Source organism: Methylobacterium sp. 142-1Y, assembly GCF_057747795.1.
In genome coordinates, this window is the sequence record NZ_CM173224.1 from 921231 (window position 1) to 940718 (window position 19488).

The 19488-nt window shown below is 66.4% G+C and carries 14 protein-coding genes; 8 read left to right on the forward strand and 6 right to left on the reverse strand.

All coding sequences use genetic code 11. The features are described 5' to 3' along the window. Positions 1-122 precede the first annotated feature (122 nt). Entirely contained in the window at positions 123-1136 is a 1014-nt protein-coding gene (locus tag AC3AOF_RS04365) for a DUF6662 family protein (protein ID WP_488347776.1), read from the forward strand. Positions 1137-1256: 120 nt separating this feature from the next. Here the strand turns inward: AC3AOF_RS04365 and AC3AOF_RS04370 are convergent, their stop codons facing one another. Beyond that, on the reverse strand, positions 1257-3215 hold the full coding sequence (locus AC3AOF_RS04370; protein ID WP_488348956.1) for a YgiQ family radical SAM protein: 1959 nt from the start codon (positions 3213-3215) through the stop codon (positions 1257-1259). A 379-nt stretch (positions 3216-3594) separates the two neighbouring features. Between AC3AOF_RS04370 and AC3AOF_RS04375 the strand changes: the two genes are divergently transcribed. Next, complete coding sequence (locus tag AC3AOF_RS04375; protein WP_236991930.1) at positions 3595-3996, forward strand: SpoIIAA family protein; 402 nt, start codon at positions 3595-3597, stop codon at positions 3994-3996. Positions 3997-4192: 196 nt separating this feature from the next. After that, positions 4193-4669 (forward strand): Lrp/AsnC family transcriptional regulator, encoded by a 477-nt coding sequence (locus tag AC3AOF_RS04380; protein ID WP_236991929.1) that lies wholly within the window; start codon positions 4193-4195, stop codon positions 4667-4669. 296 nt (positions 4670-4965) lie between these two features. Here the strand turns inward: AC3AOF_RS04380 and AC3AOF_RS04385 are convergent, their stop codons facing one another. From AC3AOF_RS04385 to AC3AOF_RS04405, 5 genes are all read right to left on the reverse strand, one after another. Then, positions 4966-6624 carry an ABC transporter ATP-binding protein gene (locus AC3AOF_RS04385; protein WP_488347777.1) on the reverse strand — a complete coding sequence of 553 codons (1659 nt, stop codon included), beginning with the start codon at positions 6622-6624 and terminating at the stop codon, positions 4966-4968. Further along, positions 6621-7484 carry an ABC transporter permease gene (locus AC3AOF_RS04390; RefSeq protein WP_236991927.1) on the reverse strand — a complete coding sequence of 288 codons (864 nt, stop codon included), beginning with the start codon at positions 7482-7484 and terminating at the stop codon, positions 6621-6623. The genes AC3AOF_RS04385 and AC3AOF_RS04390 overlap by 4 nt, the downstream gene beginning before the upstream one ends. Then, positions 7481-8437, reverse strand: a complete 957-nt coding sequence (locus AC3AOF_RS04395; protein WP_236991926.1) for an ABC transporter permease — start codon at positions 8435-8437, stop codon at positions 7481-7483. Before AC3AOF_RS04395 ends, AC3AOF_RS04390 begins: the two co-directional genes overlap by 4 nt. A gap of 74 nt (positions 8438-8511) precedes the next feature. Then, entirely contained in the window at positions 8512-10122 is a 1611-nt protein-coding gene (locus AC3AOF_RS04400; protein WP_236991925.1) for an ABC transporter substrate-binding protein, read from the reverse strand. A gap of 959 nt (positions 10123-11081) precedes the next feature. After that, complete coding sequence (locus AC3AOF_RS04405) at positions 11082-11438, reverse strand: cupin domain-containing protein (protein ID WP_488347778.1); 357 nt, start codon at positions 11436-11438, stop codon at positions 11082-11084. Between the two features lie 414 nt (positions 11439-11852). On the opposite strand from AC3AOF_RS04405, the gene AC3AOF_RS04410 reads away from it, so the two are divergent. The 5 genes from AC3AOF_RS04410 (at position 11853) to AC3AOF_RS04430 (ending at position 17955) form a co-directional block, all read left to right on the forward strand. Further along, positions 11853-12740 (forward strand): GNAT family N-acetyltransferase, encoded by an 888-nt coding sequence (locus tag AC3AOF_RS04410; protein ID WP_488347779.1) that lies wholly within the window; start codon positions 11853-11855, stop codon positions 12738-12740. A gap of 282 nt (positions 12741-13022) precedes the next feature. After that, on the forward strand, positions 13023-13982 hold the full coding sequence (locus tag AC3AOF_RS04415; protein ID WP_488347780.1) for a GNAT family N-acetyltransferase: 960 nt from the start codon (positions 13023-13025) through the stop codon (positions 13980-13982). A 254-nt stretch (positions 13983-14236) separates the two neighbouring features. Then, positions 14237-15514, forward strand: coding sequence for an NAD(P)/FAD-dependent oxidoreductase (locus AC3AOF_RS04420; RefSeq protein ID WP_236991923.1), 1278 nt, complete (start codon positions 14237-14239; stop codon positions 15512-15514). Next, complete coding sequence (locus tag AC3AOF_RS04425) at positions 15511-16977, forward strand: aldehyde dehydrogenase family protein (protein WP_236991922.1); 1467 nt, start codon at positions 15511-15513, stop codon at positions 16975-16977. Before AC3AOF_RS04420 ends, AC3AOF_RS04425 begins: the two co-directional genes overlap by 4 nt. Before the next feature lie 15 nt (positions 16978-16992). Further along, the gene (locus AC3AOF_RS04430; protein ID WP_488347781.1) at positions 16993-17955 is read left to right on the forward strand and encodes an ornithine cyclodeaminase family protein; all 963 of its coding nucleotides are present in this window, start codon (positions 16993-16995) and stop codon (positions 17953-17955) included. Positions 17956-19488 lie beyond the last annotated feature (1533 nt).

The window sequence follows — 19488 nt, forward strand, 5'->3', positions numbered from 1 at the left end:
CGTTCAATCCCCCGCAGCGTGAAGTTGTTGTGATTGTTGCATGTTTGCAGCAGTCAGGTCGGCCGGCATCGTCTCTAAGCAGGGATACTGGACCACTGCATGCCTGAGGCCGTCGCGCGATCATGACCGGAAGCACCACGCCGATCGGACGCCTGTCGACCGCGGCGACCGTCCTGCTTGTTCTCTCTGCTCTGGTACCCGTTCAGGCTGAGCCAAGTGGCCAACCTATGACAGACCAGGATGGCGTGCGCGATGCCGGCCAGGACAAGGCAAAGAAGTCCGATCAGGCGAAGAAGTCCGACAAGAGCAACGACCAGAAGGACGTCGATACCGAGCATCTGTTCGGCTTCACGGAAGGAGCCGATGCCGGAGAAAAGGGCGAACAGGAAGCGGTGATCGATACGGTCACGCGCATCGGCAAGCGCAGAGACGGCCCAGGCCCATCGACGTACCGGGTCTTCGACACGCGGTTCGCCTACCAGTTCAACCCGATCGACAAGCTGAGCATCGAGCTCAGCGCTTTTGGGACGCTGCGGCGGCAACGCAACATCATCGATCTCGACGACAAATCCTATGGGACCTTCGACGGCGTCTCCATGGAGGTGAAGTACCAGTTCCTGAAAGGTTCGAAGGAGCAGCCGCTCGGGCTCGCCCTGGAGCTGCGCCCGCGATTCACGCGCATCCTGCCGGTCGAAGGCAATGGCGCCGACATTTTCGACATCGAGAGCCTGCTCCAGCTCGATGTCCAGGTGGTGCCGGACAAGCTCTGGTACGGCAGCAACATCAGCTTCGAGCCCGCCGCCGGGCGCCAGCGGGGTGGCGGTCCCGGCTATCGCTCCTCCACGTTCCTTTGGTCGAACGCCCTCGTGGGACGAGTCGGCGAGAGCACCTATCTGGGTCCGGAGCTACGCTACCTGCGCGGCTACGAAGGAACCTTCCTGAACCGGCTGGAGAGCGAAGCGCTCACCCTGGGACCGGCCCTGCATCACAGATTCACCGAGAAGATCTGGCTGACCGTCGCGTATGCGGGACAGGTTTGGGGCCGCGACGCCGATCCGACCCTGGCCGGCCGCGCCCTCGGCCTGAACCAGTTCGAGCGGCATAACGTCAGGGTCAAGTTCGGCATGGAATTCTGACCGGCGATCGCGCTCGGCAATGCGGCGCTCGCCGAATGCGCCCGGCCGAAGCGGATACGGTTGCGATGCCGCTGCCGGTCAGGCGGCTTGCCCACAAGCTGCCTGACCGGACGCGCCCCGTCACTTCCTCAGCAACGGCACGCCCTTGGTGGTGAAACGCTGCCCGCCGCCCGCCGGCCGCTGCGGGCCCCGCCCCTTGGCGCCCGGCTTCGCGCCGAGCCCGGTTCCCGGCGGCTGCGAGAACGGCACCAGCTGGTCCGGCCGCGGCCCGATCAGGTCGGCGCGGCCCATCGCCCGCAACGCCTCGCGCAGGATGGGCCAGTTCTCGGGGTCGTGGTAGCGCAGGAACGCCTTGTGCAGGCGGCGCTGGCGCAGGCCCTTGATCGCCTCGACCGGCTCGCTGCCGCCGCGCCGCACGCCTTTCAGCGTGTTGACCTCGGTGTGGTACATCGCCGTGGCGGTCGCCATCGGCGAGGGCAGGAAGGTCTGGACCTGGTCGGCGCGGTAGTCGTTCTTCTTGAGCCAGAGCGCGAGGTGCATCATGTCCTCGTCGGTCGTGCCCGGATGCGCCGCGATGAAGTACGGGATCAGGTAGTACTTCTTGCCCGCCTCCTTGGCGGCGGCGTCGAACATCTCCTTGAAGCGGTCGTAGGTGCCGATCCCCGGCTTCATCATCTTGTCGAGGGGCCCGCGCTCGGTATGCTCGGGCGCGATCTTGAGGCGACCGCCGACGTGGTGGGTGACGAGTTCCTTGACGTATTCGGGGCTCTTGACCGCGAGGTCGTAGCGCACGCCCGAGGCCACCATCACCTTCTTGACGCCCTTCACCTCCCGGACCTTGCGGTAGAGCCGGATCAGGTCGTCGTGCGAGGTGTTGAGGTTCGGGCAGATGTCCGGGAAGACGCAGGAGGGTAGCCGGCACGCCGCCTCGATCTTCGGATCCTTGCAGGCCATCCGGTACATGTTGGCGGTCGGCCCGCCGATATCCGAGATCACGCCGGTGAAGCCCGGGGTCTTGTCGCGGATCAGCTCGATCTCGCGCAGGATCGAGCCCTCGGAGCGGTTCTGGATCACCCGGCCCTCGTGCTCGGTGATCGAGCAGAAGGTGCAGCCGCCAAAGCAGCCGCGCATGATCGTCACCGAGAACTTGATCATGTCCCAGGCGGGAATCTTAGCATCGCCGTAGGACGGATGGGGGGCCCGCGCGTAAGGAAGGTCGTAGACCGCATCCATCTCCTCGCTGGTGAGCGGGATCGGCGGCGGGTTCACCCACAGGTCGCGGTCGCCGTGGCGCTGCACCAGCGGGCGGGCGTTGCCGGGATTGGCCTCCCGGTGCAGCACGCGGGAGGCGCGGGCATAGGCCTCCTTGTCGTCCTTCACGTCGTCGTAGGCCGGGAGCCGGATCACGGTGTCGCCGGGTTTGCGGGTGGCGGCCTCGTCGGCGGAATCGAGGTCGTCGGCGGGCAGCTCGGTGTAGTGCTCGGGCACCCGGCGGAACAGGGCGACGCCGCGGATCGAATCGAGCTGGTGGGGCGCCTCGCCGGCGGCCATGCGGTTGGCCACCTCGACCACGGCGCGCTCGGCGTTGCCGTAGATCAGGAGGTCGGCCTTGGCGTCAGCCAGGATCGAGCGGCGCACCTTGTCCGACCAATAATCGTAATGCGCGATGCGGCGCAGCGAGGCCTCGATGCCGCCGAGGATGATCGGCACGTCCTTGTAGGCCTCGCGGCAGCGCTGCGTGTAGACGATGGTGGAGCGGTCCGGGCGCTTCCCGCCCTCCCCTCCGGCCGTGTAGGCGTCGTCGTGGCGAAGCCGCCGGTCCGCGGTGTAGCGGTTCACCATCGAATCGAGGTTGCCGCCGGTGACGCCGAAGAACAGCTTCGGCCGGCCGAGCACCGTGAACGGCTCGGCCGATTGCCAGTCGGGCTGGGCGATGATGCCGACCCGGAACCCCTGCGCCTCGAGCAGCCGGCCGATGATCGCCATGCCGAAGCTCGGATGGTCGACATAGGCGTCGCCGGTCACCAGCACGATGTCGCAGGCATCCCACCCGAGCGCCGCCATCTCGGCGCGGCTCATCGGCAGGAACGGCGCCGCCTTGCCGGCGCGCTGCGGCGTGAAGGCCAGGGGCGGGCAGGCCGGGAGAGCCGGGGATCGCGAGGGAGCCGGGGAGTGTTGGACGGGCGCGTGGAGTTCCATGGCGGCGATGCATAATCCGCCGGGACCGCGAGATCAACGAACGGCGCGATCAAGGCAGGGCAAACGACGACGCAGGGCAAGGAGAACACGGGGTATCGAGCACAGGTTGCCCAAGTATCGAGACGCCAGAGCTGAACGTACAGCCAAGCTGACGGGATTCCGGTCTCACGCCCACGCCACCGTCGCCGCGCCGGATCAAAAGCGGTCATCCGCGGTTGGTCGAGCATGTGACCCAGGCGGCGACGGTGGAGACGGTTTCATGAACACGGCACCCGACGGTTCGATCATCCGGCGCGACGCGAAGCGGCCCGATCTTCTGGCCTTCGAGATCAAGGACCGGATCACCAAGCCGGACATCGAGTGGATGTCGGCCCTCGTCGACGAGGCCATGCGGACGCACGACACAATCGACATGCTGCTGATCATGTCGCACTACGAGGGCTCGGATCTCGGTGCGCGGTTCGACGCCTACGCCACCGGGGTGATGGCCCGCTCGGTGGCCCATATCCGGAACTACGTCGTGGTCGGCGCGCCGGCCTTCGCCCGGGCGATGATCACCCTGTCCGGAACGGTGCTGCCGGTCGAGACCCGGACGTTCGAGCTGTCCGAGGAGGCGCAGGCCTGGGCCTATCTCGACAAGGCCGGCCCGGCCAAGGCCTGACGGTTCGGATGGGCCCCGCCCCGGGATGGCCGGGCCCCCAGGCCGTCTAACGCGATAAAGGCCCACGATGGCATTTTCTGCCGCCCGGCACAGGACGGAAGGCGAATGTTCTGGTATTCGCCGTGACCGCACGATTGCGGGGCGCGCGCCACGCGGCGAAACTCGACGTCGTGGATGACGAACCAGATAGCTGCCCATGAAGCTCGACAGGATCGACCTCAAAATTCTTTCTGAATTACAGAAGAACGGCCGTATTACCAACGTCGAGCTCGCCGAGCGGGTCAATCTGTCGCCGAGCCCCTGCCTCATGCGAGTGAAGAAGCTCCAGACGGAAGGGTACATCGCGAATTACTCCGCCCAGATCAATCTGTCGAAGCTGGGACAGGCCCTGACCGTCTTCACCGAAGTGACGCTCAAGAACCACAGGCAGGCGGATTTCGCCCGGTTCCTGGCGGCCATCGAGAAGATCGAGTCGATCATGGAATGCCACCTGATCTCCGGTGGCTACGATTACCTGCTCAAGTTCGTGACGGTCGACGTGATCGAGTACCAGACGACGATGGAGCGATTGCTGGACCTCGATGTCGGCATCGAGCAGTATTTCAGCTACGTCGTGCTGAAGTCGCCGATCGTGCGGACGTACCTGCCGCTCGATACGATGTTCAAGCTTTAGGAAATCCCAATCTCCGCAGGGCTGTCCGGGAAAGAGATGGCACGGGTCAACCCTCCCCCCTCTGCGGGGGAGGGTGGCGAACGGAGTAAGCCGGGAGAGGGGCAGCGCGACGCTTCAGGGCTTGGCGCCCTTCAGAACGGTTCGGTCATCTCCGGAAGTGGCGTCCCCTCTCCCGCCCCACTCCGTGGGGCACCCTCCCCCGCAGAGGGGGGAGGGGGAAACCCCCGCCTCTTCATTCTCCGGACGGCTCATCACACCCCGTAAGCCGTCCCGGACCCGGCACGACCGCCCCCACCTCACCTCTGCGCAAACGCCCGTGTCAGTTCCGGATCCTGCGCCAGGCCGTCGAGCCAGCCGGTGCGCAGCTGCGGCACGGAGGAGAACAGCAGCCGCGAATAGGCTTGCGTCGGCTGCCCGTCATTCACGTCGGGGCGCAGCTGCTCGACCTTCTCGCCCTTGTACATCACCACGACCTCGTCGCAGATCGCCCGCACGGTCTCGATGTCGTGGCTGATGAACAGGTAGGACAAGGACAATTCGCGCTGGAGTTCCTTCAGGAGGTCGATGATCGCGGCGGCCACCACGGTGTCGAGCGCGGAGGTGATCTCGTCGCACAGGATCAGCTTGGCGTCGGCCGCGAGCGCGCGGGCGAGGTTGATGCGCTGCTTCTGGCCGCCCGAGAGTTCGCCGGGGCGGCGATGGCGTAAAGGCCGGGGCAGCCGCACCATGTCGAGCAGCTGGTCGATCCGCGCTTCCCGCGCCCGGCCGCCCATGCCGTGGTAGAAGGCGAGCGGCCTCCCCAGGATCTCGCCGATCGACTGGTGCGGGTTGAGCGCGGTATCGGCGGACTGGAACACGATCTGGAGGTCGCGCAGGTCCTCGCGGCGGCGCTTCCGGAAATCCGGCGCCAGGGTCCGGCCGTCGAGCAGAATCTCGCCGCGGGCCGCCGGCAGGATCCCGGCGATGACCCGGGCGAGCGTGGACTTGCCGCAACCCGATTCGCCGACGATGCCGAGGTTGCGCCCGCGGGCGAGCGTGAGGCTGACGTCCTTGAGGATGCGGACCGGCGGAAGGCCCTCCGCGTCGGGCTTGCCGTAGCCGGCGACGATGCCGCGCACCTCGAGGAGCGGGGCCTCGTCCTGGTCGATGCGGGCCGGGCGCGGGGCGGCGTCGGGCCGGAACGCCGCCAGGAGCTGGCGGGTATAGGGATGCTGCGGGCGCTCCAGGATGTCGGCCGTGCGCCCCTCCTCCTGGATCTCGCCGTGGCGCAGCACGACGATCCGGTCGGCGATCTGCGCCACGACCGCGAGGTCGTGCGAGACGTAGACGCCCGCGATGCCGCCCTTGCGCATCACCGACTTGAAGGCGCGCAACACCTCGACCTGGGTGGTGACGTCGAGCGCGGTGGTCGGCTCGTCGAAGATCACGAGCTTGGGATCGCCGATCAGCGCCATGGCGGCGGACAGGCGTTGCAGCTGGCCGCCGGAGACCTGGTGGGGATAGCGGTCGCCGATCGTGTCGGGGTTCGGCAGGGCCAGCGCCCGGAACAGCCCGACCGCCTTGATGCGGGCGTCGGCCACCGGCATCGAGCCGTGGATCTGCACGACCTCGACCACCTGGTCCATGATCGTGTGGGCGGGGTTGAAGGCGGCGGCCGCGCTCTGGGGCACGTAGGAGACCAGCGAGCCGCGCATGGCCGCCCGCTTGCTCTCGGGGAGCGCCCCCATCTCGACGCCGTCGAGGGTGACGGTGCCGCCGGTGACCCGGCAGCCCGGGCGAGTATAGCCCATCAGGTCGAGGGCGATCGTGGTCTTGCCCGAGCCGCTCTCGCCGATCAGGGCGACGATCTCGCCCTCGTCGATGTCGAACGAGACGCCGCGGATGATCTCGACGATGCGGCCGGCATCGGTGCGCGCCTCGATTCGCAGGTCGCGGACTTCGACGAGGCGGGTCATGCGTTGTCGCTCCGGTCGCGGATCTTCTTGGGCAGGTTGTCGATCAGGAGGTTCACGCTGATCGTCAAGCTGGCGATGGCGATGAGCGGGAAGATCACCGCCGGCGCGGCAAGCGACAGGCCGCCGATATTCTCCTTCACCAGCGAGCCCCAATCGGCGTTCGGCGGCTGCACGCCGAGCCCCAGGAAGGACATGCTCGAGAGGAGCAGCACGATGAAGACGAAGCGCAGGCCGAAATCGGCCAGGACCGGGCCGACGATCCCCGGCAGGATCTCCGCCCGGATGAGATAGCCGAGGCGCTCGCCGCGCACCCGGGCCACGGTGACGTAGTCCATGGCGTTGACGTTGACGGCGAGCGCCCGGGCGAAGCGATACGAGCCGGGGATGTAGATCACCGCCATCGTCAGGATCAGGACCGGGATCGAGGAGCCGACCGCGGCCACCAGCACCAGCGCCATGATCTTGCTCGGGATCGAGATCAGGGCGTCCAGGAAACGGCTGAGGCCTGCGTCGAAGACGCCGCCGATCACCGCCGCCGCCATGCCGAGGGTGACGCCCGAGATGCACGCGATCGTCACCGAGGCGAGCGAGATCCCCACCGTGTAGCGGGCGCCGAACAGGATGCGCGAGAGCACGTCGCGCCCGAGATAGTCGGTGCCCATCGGGTAGGCGGCCGACATCGGCTGGAAGAAGTCGAAATCGACGATCTCGCCGACGGGATGAGGGGCGATCAGCGGCGCGATCACCGCGACGATCGCCCAGGCGAGGATCACCAGGAAGGCGACCGCCCCGACCGGGCTGATCCGGTAGCCGATGCGCCAGCGGCGCGCCGGCCTCGTGCTGGACAGGGAAACGCTCATGCGTGGCGCAGCCTCGGATTGGAGACGATGGTGACGATGTCGGCGATCGTGATCAGCAGGAGGTAGGCGAGGCAGAAGATCATCGCGCAGCCCTGGATCAGGGGCAGGTCGCGGGTCGACACCGCGTCGAGCATCAGCTTGGCGATGCCCGGATAGTTGAAGATCGTCTCGACGATGATGACGCCGCCCAGCAGGTACGACAGGGAGAGCGCCACCGCGTTGACGATCGGCCCGAGGGCGTTCGGCAGGGCGTGGCGCAGCACCATGCGGCGGCGCGAGGCCCCCTTCAGCAGCGCCATTTCGACGTAGGGCGCGCTCAGGGTCTCGATCACGGCGGCCCGGGTCATGCGGATCATCTGCGCCGAGATGACGAAGCTGAGCGTGATCACCGGCATGGCGAAGGCCTTGAGCAGGCCGCCGAGCGTCGTGACGTCGCCGGTCATCGACAGGGCCGGCAGCCAGCCGAGATACACCGCGAAGACGATGACCGAGAGGGTCGCCACCAGGAACTCGGGCACCGAGATCACCGCGATGGTGAAGATCGCGATGATCCGGTCGACGACCGTGCCGCGCAGGATGGCGGCGGTGATGCCGAGCGTCAGGGCGAACGGCACCGAGATCGCCGCGGTCACGCCCGCGAGCTTCAGCGAGTTGCCCAAGCGGTTGCCGATCAGCTCGGCGACCGGGATGTTGTTGACGTAGGACACGCCGAGGTCGCCGGTGGCGAGGTTCTTCAGCCAGAGCAGGAAGCGCAGGGCGGCCGGCTGGTCGAGATGCATCGCCTGGCGCAGGCCCGCCACCGCCTCGGGCGTCGCCGCCTGGCCGAGCAGGATCTGCACCACATCCCCCGGCAGGAACGCGGTCGCGAAGAAGATGATGACGGCGACGATCAGCAGCGTCATCAGGGTGACCACCACGCGTCCCGCGATCATGCGGAGGATGAGAGTGTTCATGGACGAACCATGGCTGGCGGGGCTGGCACGAGGTCCCGGGGGTGATCACCCCCGGGACCGGCGGAGGATGGCGGTCAGGCCCCGAACCAGGTGTATTCCGGCAGGGTGTAGCCCATCATGCCGCCGAGCGGGTTGGCGACCAGCCCCTTGAGCTTGGGCGTCACGCCGTCGAGGTTCGACTGGAAGACCGGGATGATGGTGCCGGCCTCGTTGGCGACCATCGCCTGCATCTCGCCGTAGATCTGCTTGCGCTTGCCCTGGTCGAGAAGGCCACGGGCCTCGACCAGCATGGCGTCGAACTTCTCCGACTTGTACCGGCTCTCGTTCCACGGCGCGGTCGACTGGTAGAACGTCGAGAAGATGATGTCCGGGGTCGGCCGGGCGTTGATGTTGCCGAAGCCGACCGCGTCCTTGAGCCAGTGGTTCGACCAGAAGCCGTCCGAGGGGACGCGGTCGATCACGACGTTCAGGCCGATCTTGCCCGCCGCCTGCTGGATCACGGCGGCGTAGTCGGCCGAGCTGCTGGCGGCGTCGGAGGCCACCATGCGGACCTCCTGGCCGAGGAGGCCGGCCTTCTGGAACAGGGACTTGGCCCGCTCCGGATCGAACTCGCGCTGCTTGAGCTCGGCGTTGAAATAGGGGCTCCAGGACGGGATCGGCTGGTCGTTGGCGATTTCGGCCAGCCCGCGCAGGACCGACTTCTGGATCACCGGCCGGTTGACCAGGTACTTGAAGCCCTCGACCACCCCGGCCTTGTCGCCCGGCGCCATGTCGAGCCGCAGGTTGAGGTCGGTATAGGTGCCGAGCTTGCTGATGAAGGGGGCGATCGACGGGTTGCCCTCGATGACGCGCAGCGAGCGCGGGTTGAGGTTGGCGCCGACATGGATGTCGCCCGACAGCACCGCGTTGAGGCGCGCCGACTCGTCCGAGATCGCGAAATACTCGAAGCTGTCGAAATAGGGACCGGTGGACTTCCAGTAATTCGTGTTGCGGGCGACGACCGAGCGCACGCCGGGCTTGAACTCCTTCAGCACGAAGCCGCCGGTGCCGTTGCCCTTGGAAAAGTCGCTCGTGCCGTCGGCCACGATCATGAAGTGGTGCAGCGCCAGGATCATCGGCAGGTCGGCATTGGCGGCGACGAGCGTGATCGTGGCGGTCAGGTCGTCGGCGGCCGTCACGTCGGCGAATTGCTTGGCCAGCGTGGCGACCTTCGAGCCGACGGCGGGGTCGAGGTGGCGCTTGAGCGAGAAGACCACGTCCTTGGCCGTCAGGCTCTTGCCGTCGTGGAAGGTCACGCCCTTGCGCAGCTTGACGGTCCAGGTCTTGGCGTCGGCGCTCTCGACGCTGTCGGCCAGTTCCATGACGAGCTTGCCGGTGCCGTCGATGAAGGTCAGCCGGTTGTAGAGGGCACAGCACCGGGTGTAGTCGGTGGCGTTCGAGGCCTTGGCCGGATCGAGGGTGTCGGCGGTCGAGGCCGAGAAGCCTGCGATCTTGAGGTGGCCGCCCTTGACCGGCTCGGCGGCGAGCGCCGCGCCGGCCCGGCCGAGGATCGCGCCGCCGGCCGAGAGTGCGATGCCGCCGCCCATCAGCATCCGCAGCAGCTCGCGCCGGTCGGCGCCGCGCCGGATGGCGGTCTCGACCATCGCGTCGTCGCCGGGAGTCCAGTTGGCAATCGTGTCGCTCATCGCAAGCTCCTGGTGCGGCGGTGATCCGCCGACGGCGCGGGGGTTGAAGGAAACGGGTCGAGGCGGGCCGCATCCCGCGACGACGGTCGTGACGAGGACGCTGGCGGATCGGTCGTGGAGGCCCGGCCAAGGGCGACATCCGATCTCGCGGGCCGTCGCATTCGAGTACCCGTCCCACGCTCGGGGAGCGCGGGCGGGCCGTCCGACGCCGTCGTCGAGCCGAGCGGCGGCGGGTGAACCTCGGCGGATGGAGCGAAGCCCATGCCATCCGATCCTGGCCGGCGCCCTCGCCTCCGTGACCCTCCGGGGGAGCGGCGTGCGGCCCGTTTCTCGATGGAAGCAGTGTGGCTCATCCGCAACGCGATTTGCACCGAAACGACGGAAAGGGACGGCACAAAATTGCGAATATGCGGTTCCGGCAAAATTTGTGCGAGGCACCACCGCATCCTGATTCGGCAGATTTCTAGAAGCTCTTTGCCGTCCTGATACGATATCTCCATGTCCTTGTAGCGATGTCGGCGAAATCTCGCATGTTAACCGTAATATTAAAGACGGCCAACGGTCGCGCGGGGACTGACGTCGTCGCCGCGGATGAAAGCAATTTCTCGACACTGCCGGTATCGTCTGCGGATCATCGACGCAGAGATTGCGGCAGGTGGCATTTTTGGATGGCGCCACCCTCGCTCCGGTCCGTGGCGCGGATCGCCACGCCCCCGGCGATGCCGCCGGCCGGCCGACAGGCGCAATAGTGTGCTTTCGTCGGAGCCGCCGGGTTCGACCGCCGATCTGTGGGTCGGGCCGCGGTACACGACACGTGAGGTTGCGCAGTGCGGGAGCGACGGTCGAGCGCAGCCACACTGCGCAACCTGCCGTGTCGTGTCCTATGCGCCCAAACGCAAGAAAGGCGGCCTCCCGGCCGCCTCCCCCACTTTCGAAATCGGCCCTACGTCAGGCCGGGATCACTCGTAGACGCAGACGTAGATCTTGCGCACGGTCTCGATCGTGCGCCAGATGCCGACGAAGCCGGGCTTCATCACGAAGCTGTCGCCGGCCCGGTAGGTCGTGGTCTCGCCGCCCTTCTCCTCGATCTCGACCAGGCCGGAGAGGATGTGGCAGAATTCGAAGGTGGTGCCCTTGATCGAATGGGTCTCGCCCGGGGTGGCCTCCCAGATTCCGGTCTTGATCATCTCGCCGCGGGACTCGTCCTGCGCCCAGGTCTTGAACTCGGGCGAGCCCGAGATCAGGCGCTCGGGCAGCGGCAGGCCGGGCTTCGGGGCGAATTGCGGGTCGGTGTCGATGGTGATCAGAAGGGACATGCTTGTTTCCTCGGCGGGAGAGCCCGGTCGTCGGCCGGCCGGCTGCGACGCATCGCCTGCCTCGCCTTGGCCTGCCTCCCCTTGAACCGCCTCGACCCTATCGACGGACAACCGGGGGCTGCTGCCGTAAATCGGGAGGCTTCGGGCGAAAATTCCGAAAACCGCTCGATCTCCAGCGGAAATGTCGGCGCGATCCGGCCCATCTTACGGTGAGCGGTGGCGCCATGGAGACGCGAAGCGGGCCGAGACGGTCCGGGTCGCGCTCCTGAGCAGACTTGCGTTGGCAGGCCAACGCTTCGTCCGCTCAGGTTCTTGTTTCGTCGCAGATTCTTGTTTCGTCGCAGATTCTTGCCGCAAAACCGGCAGCCACTTTTGCGGAATCTGCTCAGGCGCCGGCCGAAAGGAGTTGATGTGGTGACGACGTCCCCCAACACGATGCGGCTGAAGTCCTTCGAGCTCGCCACGCAGGACATCGCCTCCGTCGACGTGGAAGCGCTCCACGCCTTGTCCCTCGGCGTCGAGTGGCCGCATCGCCCGGGCGACTGGGATGCGTTCCGCACCCTCGGGCACGGCATCGTCGCGCTCGACGCGATCGGCCGCGTCTTCAGTTCGGCCATGTGGTTTCCCCACGGCGAGGAGTGCGCGACCATCGGCATGGTCATCACCTCGCCGCGCCTCCAGACCCATGGCGGCGGGCGCTGGATGATGGACCGCATCCTCCAGCAATGCGGCGACCGCCGCCTGATCCTGAACTCGACCCGCGCCGCCTATCGCCTCTACGTCTCCCTCGGCTTCGAGCCGCAGGCGACGGTCTACCAGCACCAGGGCTACGCCACGCCCTGGGCCGCATCGTTCCCCGGCTCGGCCGACGCGGTCGAGGCGATCGCGCCGGCCGGGCTCGGCGAGGTCGCGGCCCTGGACGCGTCGGCGTTCGGGGCGGTCCGGCCCCGGCTGATGGCGCATCTCGCCGAGACGGCGGAGACCCGGGGCCTGCGCCGCGACGGGCGCCTCGTCGGCTACGGCATGCGTCGCGCCTTCGGGCGGGGCATCGTCATCGGGCCGGTCGCGGCGGAGAGCGAGGAGGACGCCGTCGCGCTCGTCGCCTCCCTCCTCACCGGCCTCGACGGCCGGTTCGTCCGCCTCGACACGCGCCAATCCCCCGGCCCGCTCCGCTCCTTCCTGGACGCGGCGGGGCTGAAGCTGTTCGACACGACCAAGACCCTGACCCGCGGCGCGCCGCTCCCCGTGGTGGAGCCGGGACGTCCGGGGATCTACGGCCTGGCAGCCCATGCCCTGAGCTAAGCAGATTTCGCAAAAGTGGCGGCCGGTTTTGCGACAAAAATCTGCGATAATTCAACAACCTAAGCGGACGAAGCGTTGGCTTGCCAACGCAAGTCTGCTTAGATCGACGCCACGACGATCGGGCCGATCCGTCGTCGCCCCGGCCGTCGGCGACACCGCAGACCCATCCGATCCCGGTGGAGTCGCGCCATGCGGCTCTTCTCTGATCTCCCATGCCCGACCGGGCGACGCGCGAAGGCCGTCGGCCTCCGGCGGACGCCGTTCGCGACCGATGGGCGGGCCTTGCCCGTCCCGTCCTGCAACCCGCGCGAGACCACCACCATCATGGACACCGCAATCCGCCCGGCCGTTCCCCCGGACACCCTCCCGGGACTGCCGATCGAGACCGATCCGGTCGCCCTGGTGCCCTTCGCGGCGGCGCATCTGCCCGGTGCCTTGAGCCTCTCCCAGGAGATGTCCTGGCCCTACCGGCTCGAGGATTGGGACTTCGCGCTTCAGGTCGGCCGGGGCTTCGCCCTCGAACGCGACGGGGCGATGATCGGAACGGCGGCCCTGTTTCCCGACGAGGGTGCGCTCGCGACCGTCGGCATGATCATCGTGTCGGGGGCGGCTCAGGGGTGCGGCTACGGCAAGCGCCTGCTGGAGGCGCTGCTCGCGGCGGCCGGGCCGCGCGGCATCCTGCTCAACTCGACCGCGGCGGGGCGCGGGCTCTACGAACGCTACGGCTTCAAGCCCGTCGGCACCCTGTCGCAGCACCAGGGCCCGTACCGGCTCCACCGCGCGGCCGCGCCCGATCCGGATGGCGACATCCGCCCGGATGGCGACATCCGCGCGATGGGCCCGGCGGATCTCGCCGCCATCGCGCGGCTCGACCGCGAGGCGACCGGGTTTGCGCGCCGCCCGATGCTGGACCGCCTCGCCGCGGCCGGCGAGGGCGTCGTGCTCCTGCGGGACGGCGCGCCCGCCGGCTACGCCATCGCCCGCCCCTTCGGCCGCGGCCACGTGATCGGCCCGGTCGTCGCCGGGAGCCAGGACGAGGCGCGCCGCCTGATCGAGGCGGCGCTCGCTCCCCTCGACGGCCGCTTCGTGCGGATCGACGTGCCGGACGAAGCGCAGCTCTCGCCCTGGCTCGCCGGGATCGGCCTGCCGCTGGTCGGCGACGCCCTCACCATGGTGCGCGGCGTCCTGCCGCCGACCGGGCCGGCGCACCTCTTCGCCCTCGCCAACCAGTCGTTCAACTAGAGCACTTCACGATCGCGCTGCAATCGCGAAGCTCTCTCGTCTTCGATTTTGCCGCATCTTCTGCGACGAACCGGTATCCGCTTCGTCGGAAAATGCTCCAACCTGAAGTGGCCCGACGATGCTGCTGATCAGCCTGCTCCTGCGTCATTGTCGCCGCCGAACCGCCGGCTGTTCGCGGCCGGTGAAATGATGCCGAGGCCGAACGCGGCGTCGACCGGCGCCGCCTCCCTGTTTTCCAATCTTCCGGTGCCGCGATGAAGCTCACTTCCTATTGGCTGGACACGTCGACGCCGTTTTCGGGCGGCGCTCAGGGACCCGTCGAGGGCACCTGCGACGTCGCGGTGATCGGCGGCGGCCTGACCGGCTCCTCCGCCGCCCTGGCGCTCGCCAAGAAGGGCGCCCGCGTCGTCCTCCTGGAGGCCGACACGATCGGCAACGCCGCCTCGGGCCGCAACGGCGGCATGTGCAACAACGGCTTTGCGCAGGATTACGCCACCCTCTCGGGCAAGCTCGGCCCGGATGTCGCCAACACGCTGTATCGCGCCTTCGATGCCGGCGTCGACACGGTCGAGCGCCTGGTGCGGGAAGAGGCGATCGATTGCAGCTTCGCCCGGGTCGGCAAGATCAAGCTCGCGGCGAAGCCCGAGCATTACGACAAGCTGGCGCGCAGCCAGGAACTGCTCGCCGCCACCGTCGATCCCGACACCGAGATGGTGAGCCGCGCCGATCTGCCGGCCGAGATCGGGTCGCAGCGCTATTACGGCGGCCTGATCTACCGCAAGAGCGCCGCCCTGCATGTCGGCCGCTTCGTCCGTGGGCTGGCCGAGGCCGCGGCGCGCCGCGGCGTCGCCGTCCACGAGCGCACTCCGATGACGAGCCTGAAGGCGGCGCCGGGCGGCGGCCACCTCGTCGGCACGCCCAAGGGCACGGTGCGGGCGAAGCAGGTTCTGCTCGCCAGCGGCATCTCGCAGGCCGGTCCGCTCGGCTGGGTGCGCCGGCGCATCGTCCCGGTCGGCGCCTTCCTCATCGTCACCGAGCCGCTGCCGGTGGAGATGCTCGACCGGCTCACCCCGCGCCGCCGCAACGCGACCGACACCAAGAACCTCGTCAACTACTTCCGCACCACCCCCGACAACCGGCTTCTGTTCGGGGGACGCGCCCGCTTCGCGGTCTCGAACCCGGCCTCGGACGAGAAGAGCGGCGAAATCCTGCGCGCCGCCCTGCACGACGTCTTCCCCGAATTGACCAAGGTCCGCATCGACTATTGCTGGGGCGGCATGGTCGACATGACCCGCGACCGTCTTCCCCGGGCCGGCGAGCGCGACGGCATCTACTACTCGATGGGCTACAGCGGCCACGGCACCCAGATGTCGACCCTGATGGGCACCATCATGGCCGAGGTCATGGATGGTCGCGCCGAGCTGAACCCCTGGAGCCAGTTCGCCTGGCCGGCGATTCCCGGCCATTTCGGCCCGCCCTGGTTCCTGCCGGTGGTCGGCGCCTATTACCGCCTGAAGGACCGCTTCCAATGACCGATCCCCTTCGGCATCTGACCGAGGCCGGCATGCTCGGCCGCTTCTACAGCGACGGGGCGTGGCGCGAGCCGGCCGGCCTCGAGCGCGTCGGCGTCGTCGATCCGGCGAACGAGACGGTGATCGCCGAGATCGCGCTCTGCGGCACGCAAGACGTCGAGCACGCGGTGGCTGCGGCCCGGCGGGCCTTCCCGGCCTGGTCGCGGACGGCGCCGGCCGAGCGCGCGGCCCTCCTCGACCGCGTCCACGGGCTGGTGATGGAGCGGCTGGAGCTGTTCGCCCAGGCGCTGTCCGCCGAGATGGGCGCGCCCATCACCTACGCGCGCCAGGCGCAAGTGCCGCTCGCCGCGGCGCATCTGCGGGTCGCCCGCGACCTGCTGGCGACCTATCCCTTCCTGTCGCAGCGCGGGACCACCGCCATCGCCCGCGAGGCGATCGGCGTCTGCGGGCTGATCACCCCCTGGAACTGGCCGCTCTACCAGATCACCGCCAAGGTCGGCCCGGCGCTCGCGGCGGGCTGCACGGTGGTGCTCAAGCCGAGCGAGCTGTCGCCCTTGAGCGCCCTGCTCTTCGCCGAGGTGATGCACGAGGCCGGCTGCCCGGCCGGCGTGTTCAACCTCGTCAACGGCACCGGGCCGGTGGTCGGCGAGGCGCTCAGCGTCCATCCGGAGGTCGACATGATCTCGATCACCGGCTCGACCCGGGCCGGTGTCCTCGTCGCACAGGCCGCGGCTCCCACCGTCAAGCGCGTCGGCCAGGAGCTCGGCGGCAAGTCGCCCAACATCGTGCTGCCGGACGCCGATCTCGCCCGCTGCATCCCGCTCGGCGTCGCGGCAGCGATGCGCAACCTCGGCCAGTCCTGCAGCGCCCCCACCCGGATGCTGGTGCCCCGCGCGCGTCTCGCCGAGGTCGAAGCCCTGGCGGCCAAGACCGCAGAGGGATTCGTGGTCGGCGACCCGCGCCGCGAGGAGACGACCCACGGGGCGATCGCCAACCGGGCGCAGTACGACCGGATCCAGCAGATGATCCGGATCGGCATCGAGGAGGGCGCCAAGCTCGTCGCCGGCGGGCCGGGGCGGCCCGAGGGCCTGACCACCGGCCTCTTCGCCCGGCCGACCGTCTTCTCCGAGGTGGCCTGCGACATGGCGATCGCCCAGGAGGAGATTTTCGGCCCCGTCCTGGCGATCCTGCCCTACGACACGGTCGAGGAGGCGGTGGCGATCGCCAACGACACGATCTACGGTCTCGGCGCCCACGTGCACGGCACCGACATGGAGCAGGTCCGGGCGGTGGCGCGGCAGATCCGGGCGGGCCAAGTCCACCTCAACGCGCCCGATTGGGACCCGTACGCCCCGTTCGGCGGCTACAAGCGCTCGGGCAACGGCCGGGAATACGGCCGCGAGGGTCTTGAGGAATATCTGGAGACCAAGGCCATCCTGGGCTTCTACCGGCAACAGGACTGAACCGAGGACGCAGCGATGGCCACGTTCATTCCCGAAGCCCAGTCCGCCCGCCTGATCTCGCACGAGGCGGCGTTCGAGCCCGTGCGGCGGGCGCTGGTCGCGGCGGCGTCCGACGGCGCCTCCGTGTTCCCGGCGGTGATCGCCCGGGCCTCGGACCCGCGCGACACCTTCTCGATCAAGTCGGGCTCGACCGCGGAACTCGCCGGCCTCAAGGTCGGGGCGTTCTGGCACAACAACCCCGCCCGGGGCCTGCCGCGCCACAACTCGACGATCCTGCTGATCGACCAGGATTGCGGGCGGATCGGCGCGGTGGTCGAGGCCGCCGCGGCCAACGCCTACCGCACCGCCGCCGCCAACGCGGTGGCGGCCCAAGCCCTGGCCCGGCCCGACAGCAGCACGCTGGCGATCTTCGGCGCCGGCAACCAGGCCCTCTACGAGGTCGGAGCGCTCGCCCGCATCCTGCCCCTGACGCATCTCCACGTCGTGGCCCGCGAGCGGGAGAAGGCCGAGGGCTTCGCCAAGCGGCTCGAGGACCAGGGCGTCGCCCTCGATGTCTCGCACTCGACGGCGGAGGCGGCCTGCCGCGCCGCCGACGTGATCGTCACCGCCACACCCTCGCGCGTGCCGCTCTTCGAGGCGGCCTGGGTGCGTCCCGGGACGCACATCGCCGGCATGGGCTCGGACGCCCGCGGCAAGCACGAAGTCCCGGTGGAGCTCTACGAGACCGCGCGCCTGTTCTGCGACCTGCCCTCGCAATCGGTCGAGATCGGCGAGTTCCAGCACGTCCGCGACCGGATCGAGAGCGGCGCACTGGTTCTCTCCCCGATCGGCGCGGTGCTCGAAGGCCGCTGCCCCGGCCGCACGTCGCGCGAGGACATCACCGTCTTCGACAGTTCCGGCATCGCGCTCCAGGACCTGTATATCGGCCAGTTCCTGCTCGACGCGGCCAAGGCCGCGGCGGAGCGGGGCGAGGTCTGACGACCCTCCGGCTCGCCGCCGACGAGGGTGGCGCGCCGGACGGTCGACGGTGGACCGTCCCGGGGAAGCGTGATCGGCATTTACGCCCACGATCTCGTCCTGAGGCGCTCAGACATCGCCGAAGACCACTACGTTCGGGGCCTCCACGGTTTTCACGGCTCGATTCGTGCGGATAACGGTGATGGTGATAAGATACATCGTCCTCTCTTCTGATCTGCAAACCGAATTAGAAGCGAGGCCGCTAGCCATACTGAAGCCTCTTCTCCAATCGTCTGTATTAATATTATTCGATATTTCATAAAAATAATTGTAAGGTTATTTTAAGTAAATCAATTTCAGCAATTATGATTTTAGGAATATTTTCTATTATCCAGCGGGACAATCGATTGCACTATATTGCAATGGTTTGCATGAGGGCAATTTTATAAGAATATAATAATTCATTAGCATCGCGACAGTAAATCCATAATCACGTTGACGCGGACTAGAAACATGGTGATTATTCGGCGATCTGCCACGCTATCATCGCAAAAAGGTTTCCATATATTTATTCAAAAATATTAGAATGACCGGTCCCCGCCTTAATTGTTCGTCGTGCACAGGAACATGCTTTCATGTCCGTTTTAAATAAAAACTACATAAAAAATGCCGCTTATATAATCGTGGCGTTGGAAATATTTGCAATATTTTTTGCATTTGCGCTTGATAAAAATCTTACGTCCCCTCATCTATATACAAAGATATGCGTGTTTTTTATACTTACAAATTTGCTGCCATGCGTATTTGGTGCGTCTATAATAATATTAAATAACGAGAAAAATATATTAAATTGTATAAATTGGATAGAATCCAATCGCGTGAAGTTTTTTATTCTGATATTTCCAGCATGCTGCTTGTTATTTTGGTATGCTGTCGTTCTCTTAAAGAGATAAATATATAATTTTTATAAAATACCAATACAATGAACGGCTGGCTATCGAATCGTAAAGGAAGAAATATGAGCCCTGCATCAAAATACGTCCTGCCATATGTGACTTCAATTGCAATAATTTATCAACAATAATCAATCATAAATTAAATAAATTTTACATTCCACCTTAAACAGCAGATGCAGCCGCTGGGATACGAGCTGTTATACTTCCTGATGCTTCGATTCAGCTATCGCACCATAATTATCCACGGAGTATTTTTTGGTACGCGCGTTCGTCGGCCCATCTTATCCGGGCTGGCGAAGGGGGCCTGACACCTACCCCGCGATGGCGCAACCCGTCCCGGCACACCAGATTAATTACGCAATTTTTGCTATTCATTTGATATCAATCAATGGTGATGCAGAAATATTTTCGATTTTTATTAATCACCATCTCGGTGAATTATGCGTCTCATTTGATTGGCATTTTAATTGGCGGCCGCATCGATAAGTTTATTGAGCATTGAACATGCCGCAGGGAGGCCCGATTCGCTAGCCGCTGGCACGACGCATTGCTGGAGGACCGCAGGGTGCATCCCAGTTCTTCCCGAATATTTCTTTGT

Excerpts from the sequence above, each read along its gene's own strand:
- AC3AOF_RS04425 (WP_236991922.1), top strand. The coding sequence starts at position 15,511 with ATGACCGATCCCCTTCGGCATCTGACCGAGGCCGGCATGCTCGGCCGC.
- AC3AOF_RS04430 (WP_488347781.1), top strand. The coding sequence starts at position 16,993 with ATGGCCACGTTCATTCCCGAAGCCCAGTCCGCCCGCCTGATCTCGCAC.
- AC3AOF_RS04380 (WP_236991929.1), top strand. The coding sequence starts at position 4,193 with ATGAAGCTCGACAGGATCGACCTCAAAATTCTTTCTGAATTACAGAAG.
- AC3AOF_RS04385 (WP_488347777.1), bottom strand. The coding sequence starts at position 6,624 with ATGACCCGCCTCGTCGAAGTCCGCGACCTGCGAATCGAGGCGCGCACC.
- AC3AOF_RS04405 (WP_488347778.1), bottom strand. The coding sequence starts at position 11,438 with ATGTCCCTTCTGATCACCATCGACACCGACCCGCAATTCGCCCCGAAG.
- AC3AOF_RS04370 (WP_488348956.1), bottom strand. The coding sequence starts at position 3,215 with ATGAGCCGCGCCGAGATGGCGGCGCTCGGGTGGGATGCCTGCGACATC.
- AC3AOF_RS04390 (WP_236991927.1), bottom strand. The coding sequence starts at position 7,484 with ATGAGCGTTTCCCTGTCCAGCACGAGGCCGGCGCGCCGCTGGCGCATC.
- AC3AOF_RS04375 (WP_236991930.1), top strand. The coding sequence starts at position 3,595 with ATGAACACGGCACCCGACGGTTCGATCATCCGGCGCGACGCGAAGCGG.
- AC3AOF_RS04395 (WP_236991926.1), bottom strand. The coding sequence starts at position 8,437 with ATGAACACTCTCATCCTCCGCATGATCGCGGGACGCGTGGTGGTCACC.
- AC3AOF_RS04400 (WP_236991925.1), bottom strand. The coding sequence starts at position 10,122 with ATGAGCGACACGATTGCCAACTGGACTCCCGGCGACGACGCGATGGTC.
- AC3AOF_RS04420 (WP_236991923.1), top strand. The coding sequence starts at position 14,237 with ATGAAGCTCACTTCCTATTGGCTGGACACGTCGACGCCGTTTTCGGGC.
- AC3AOF_RS04365 (WP_488347776.1), top strand. The coding sequence starts at position 123 with ATGACCGGAAGCACCACGCCGATCGGACGCCTGTCGACCGCGGCGACC.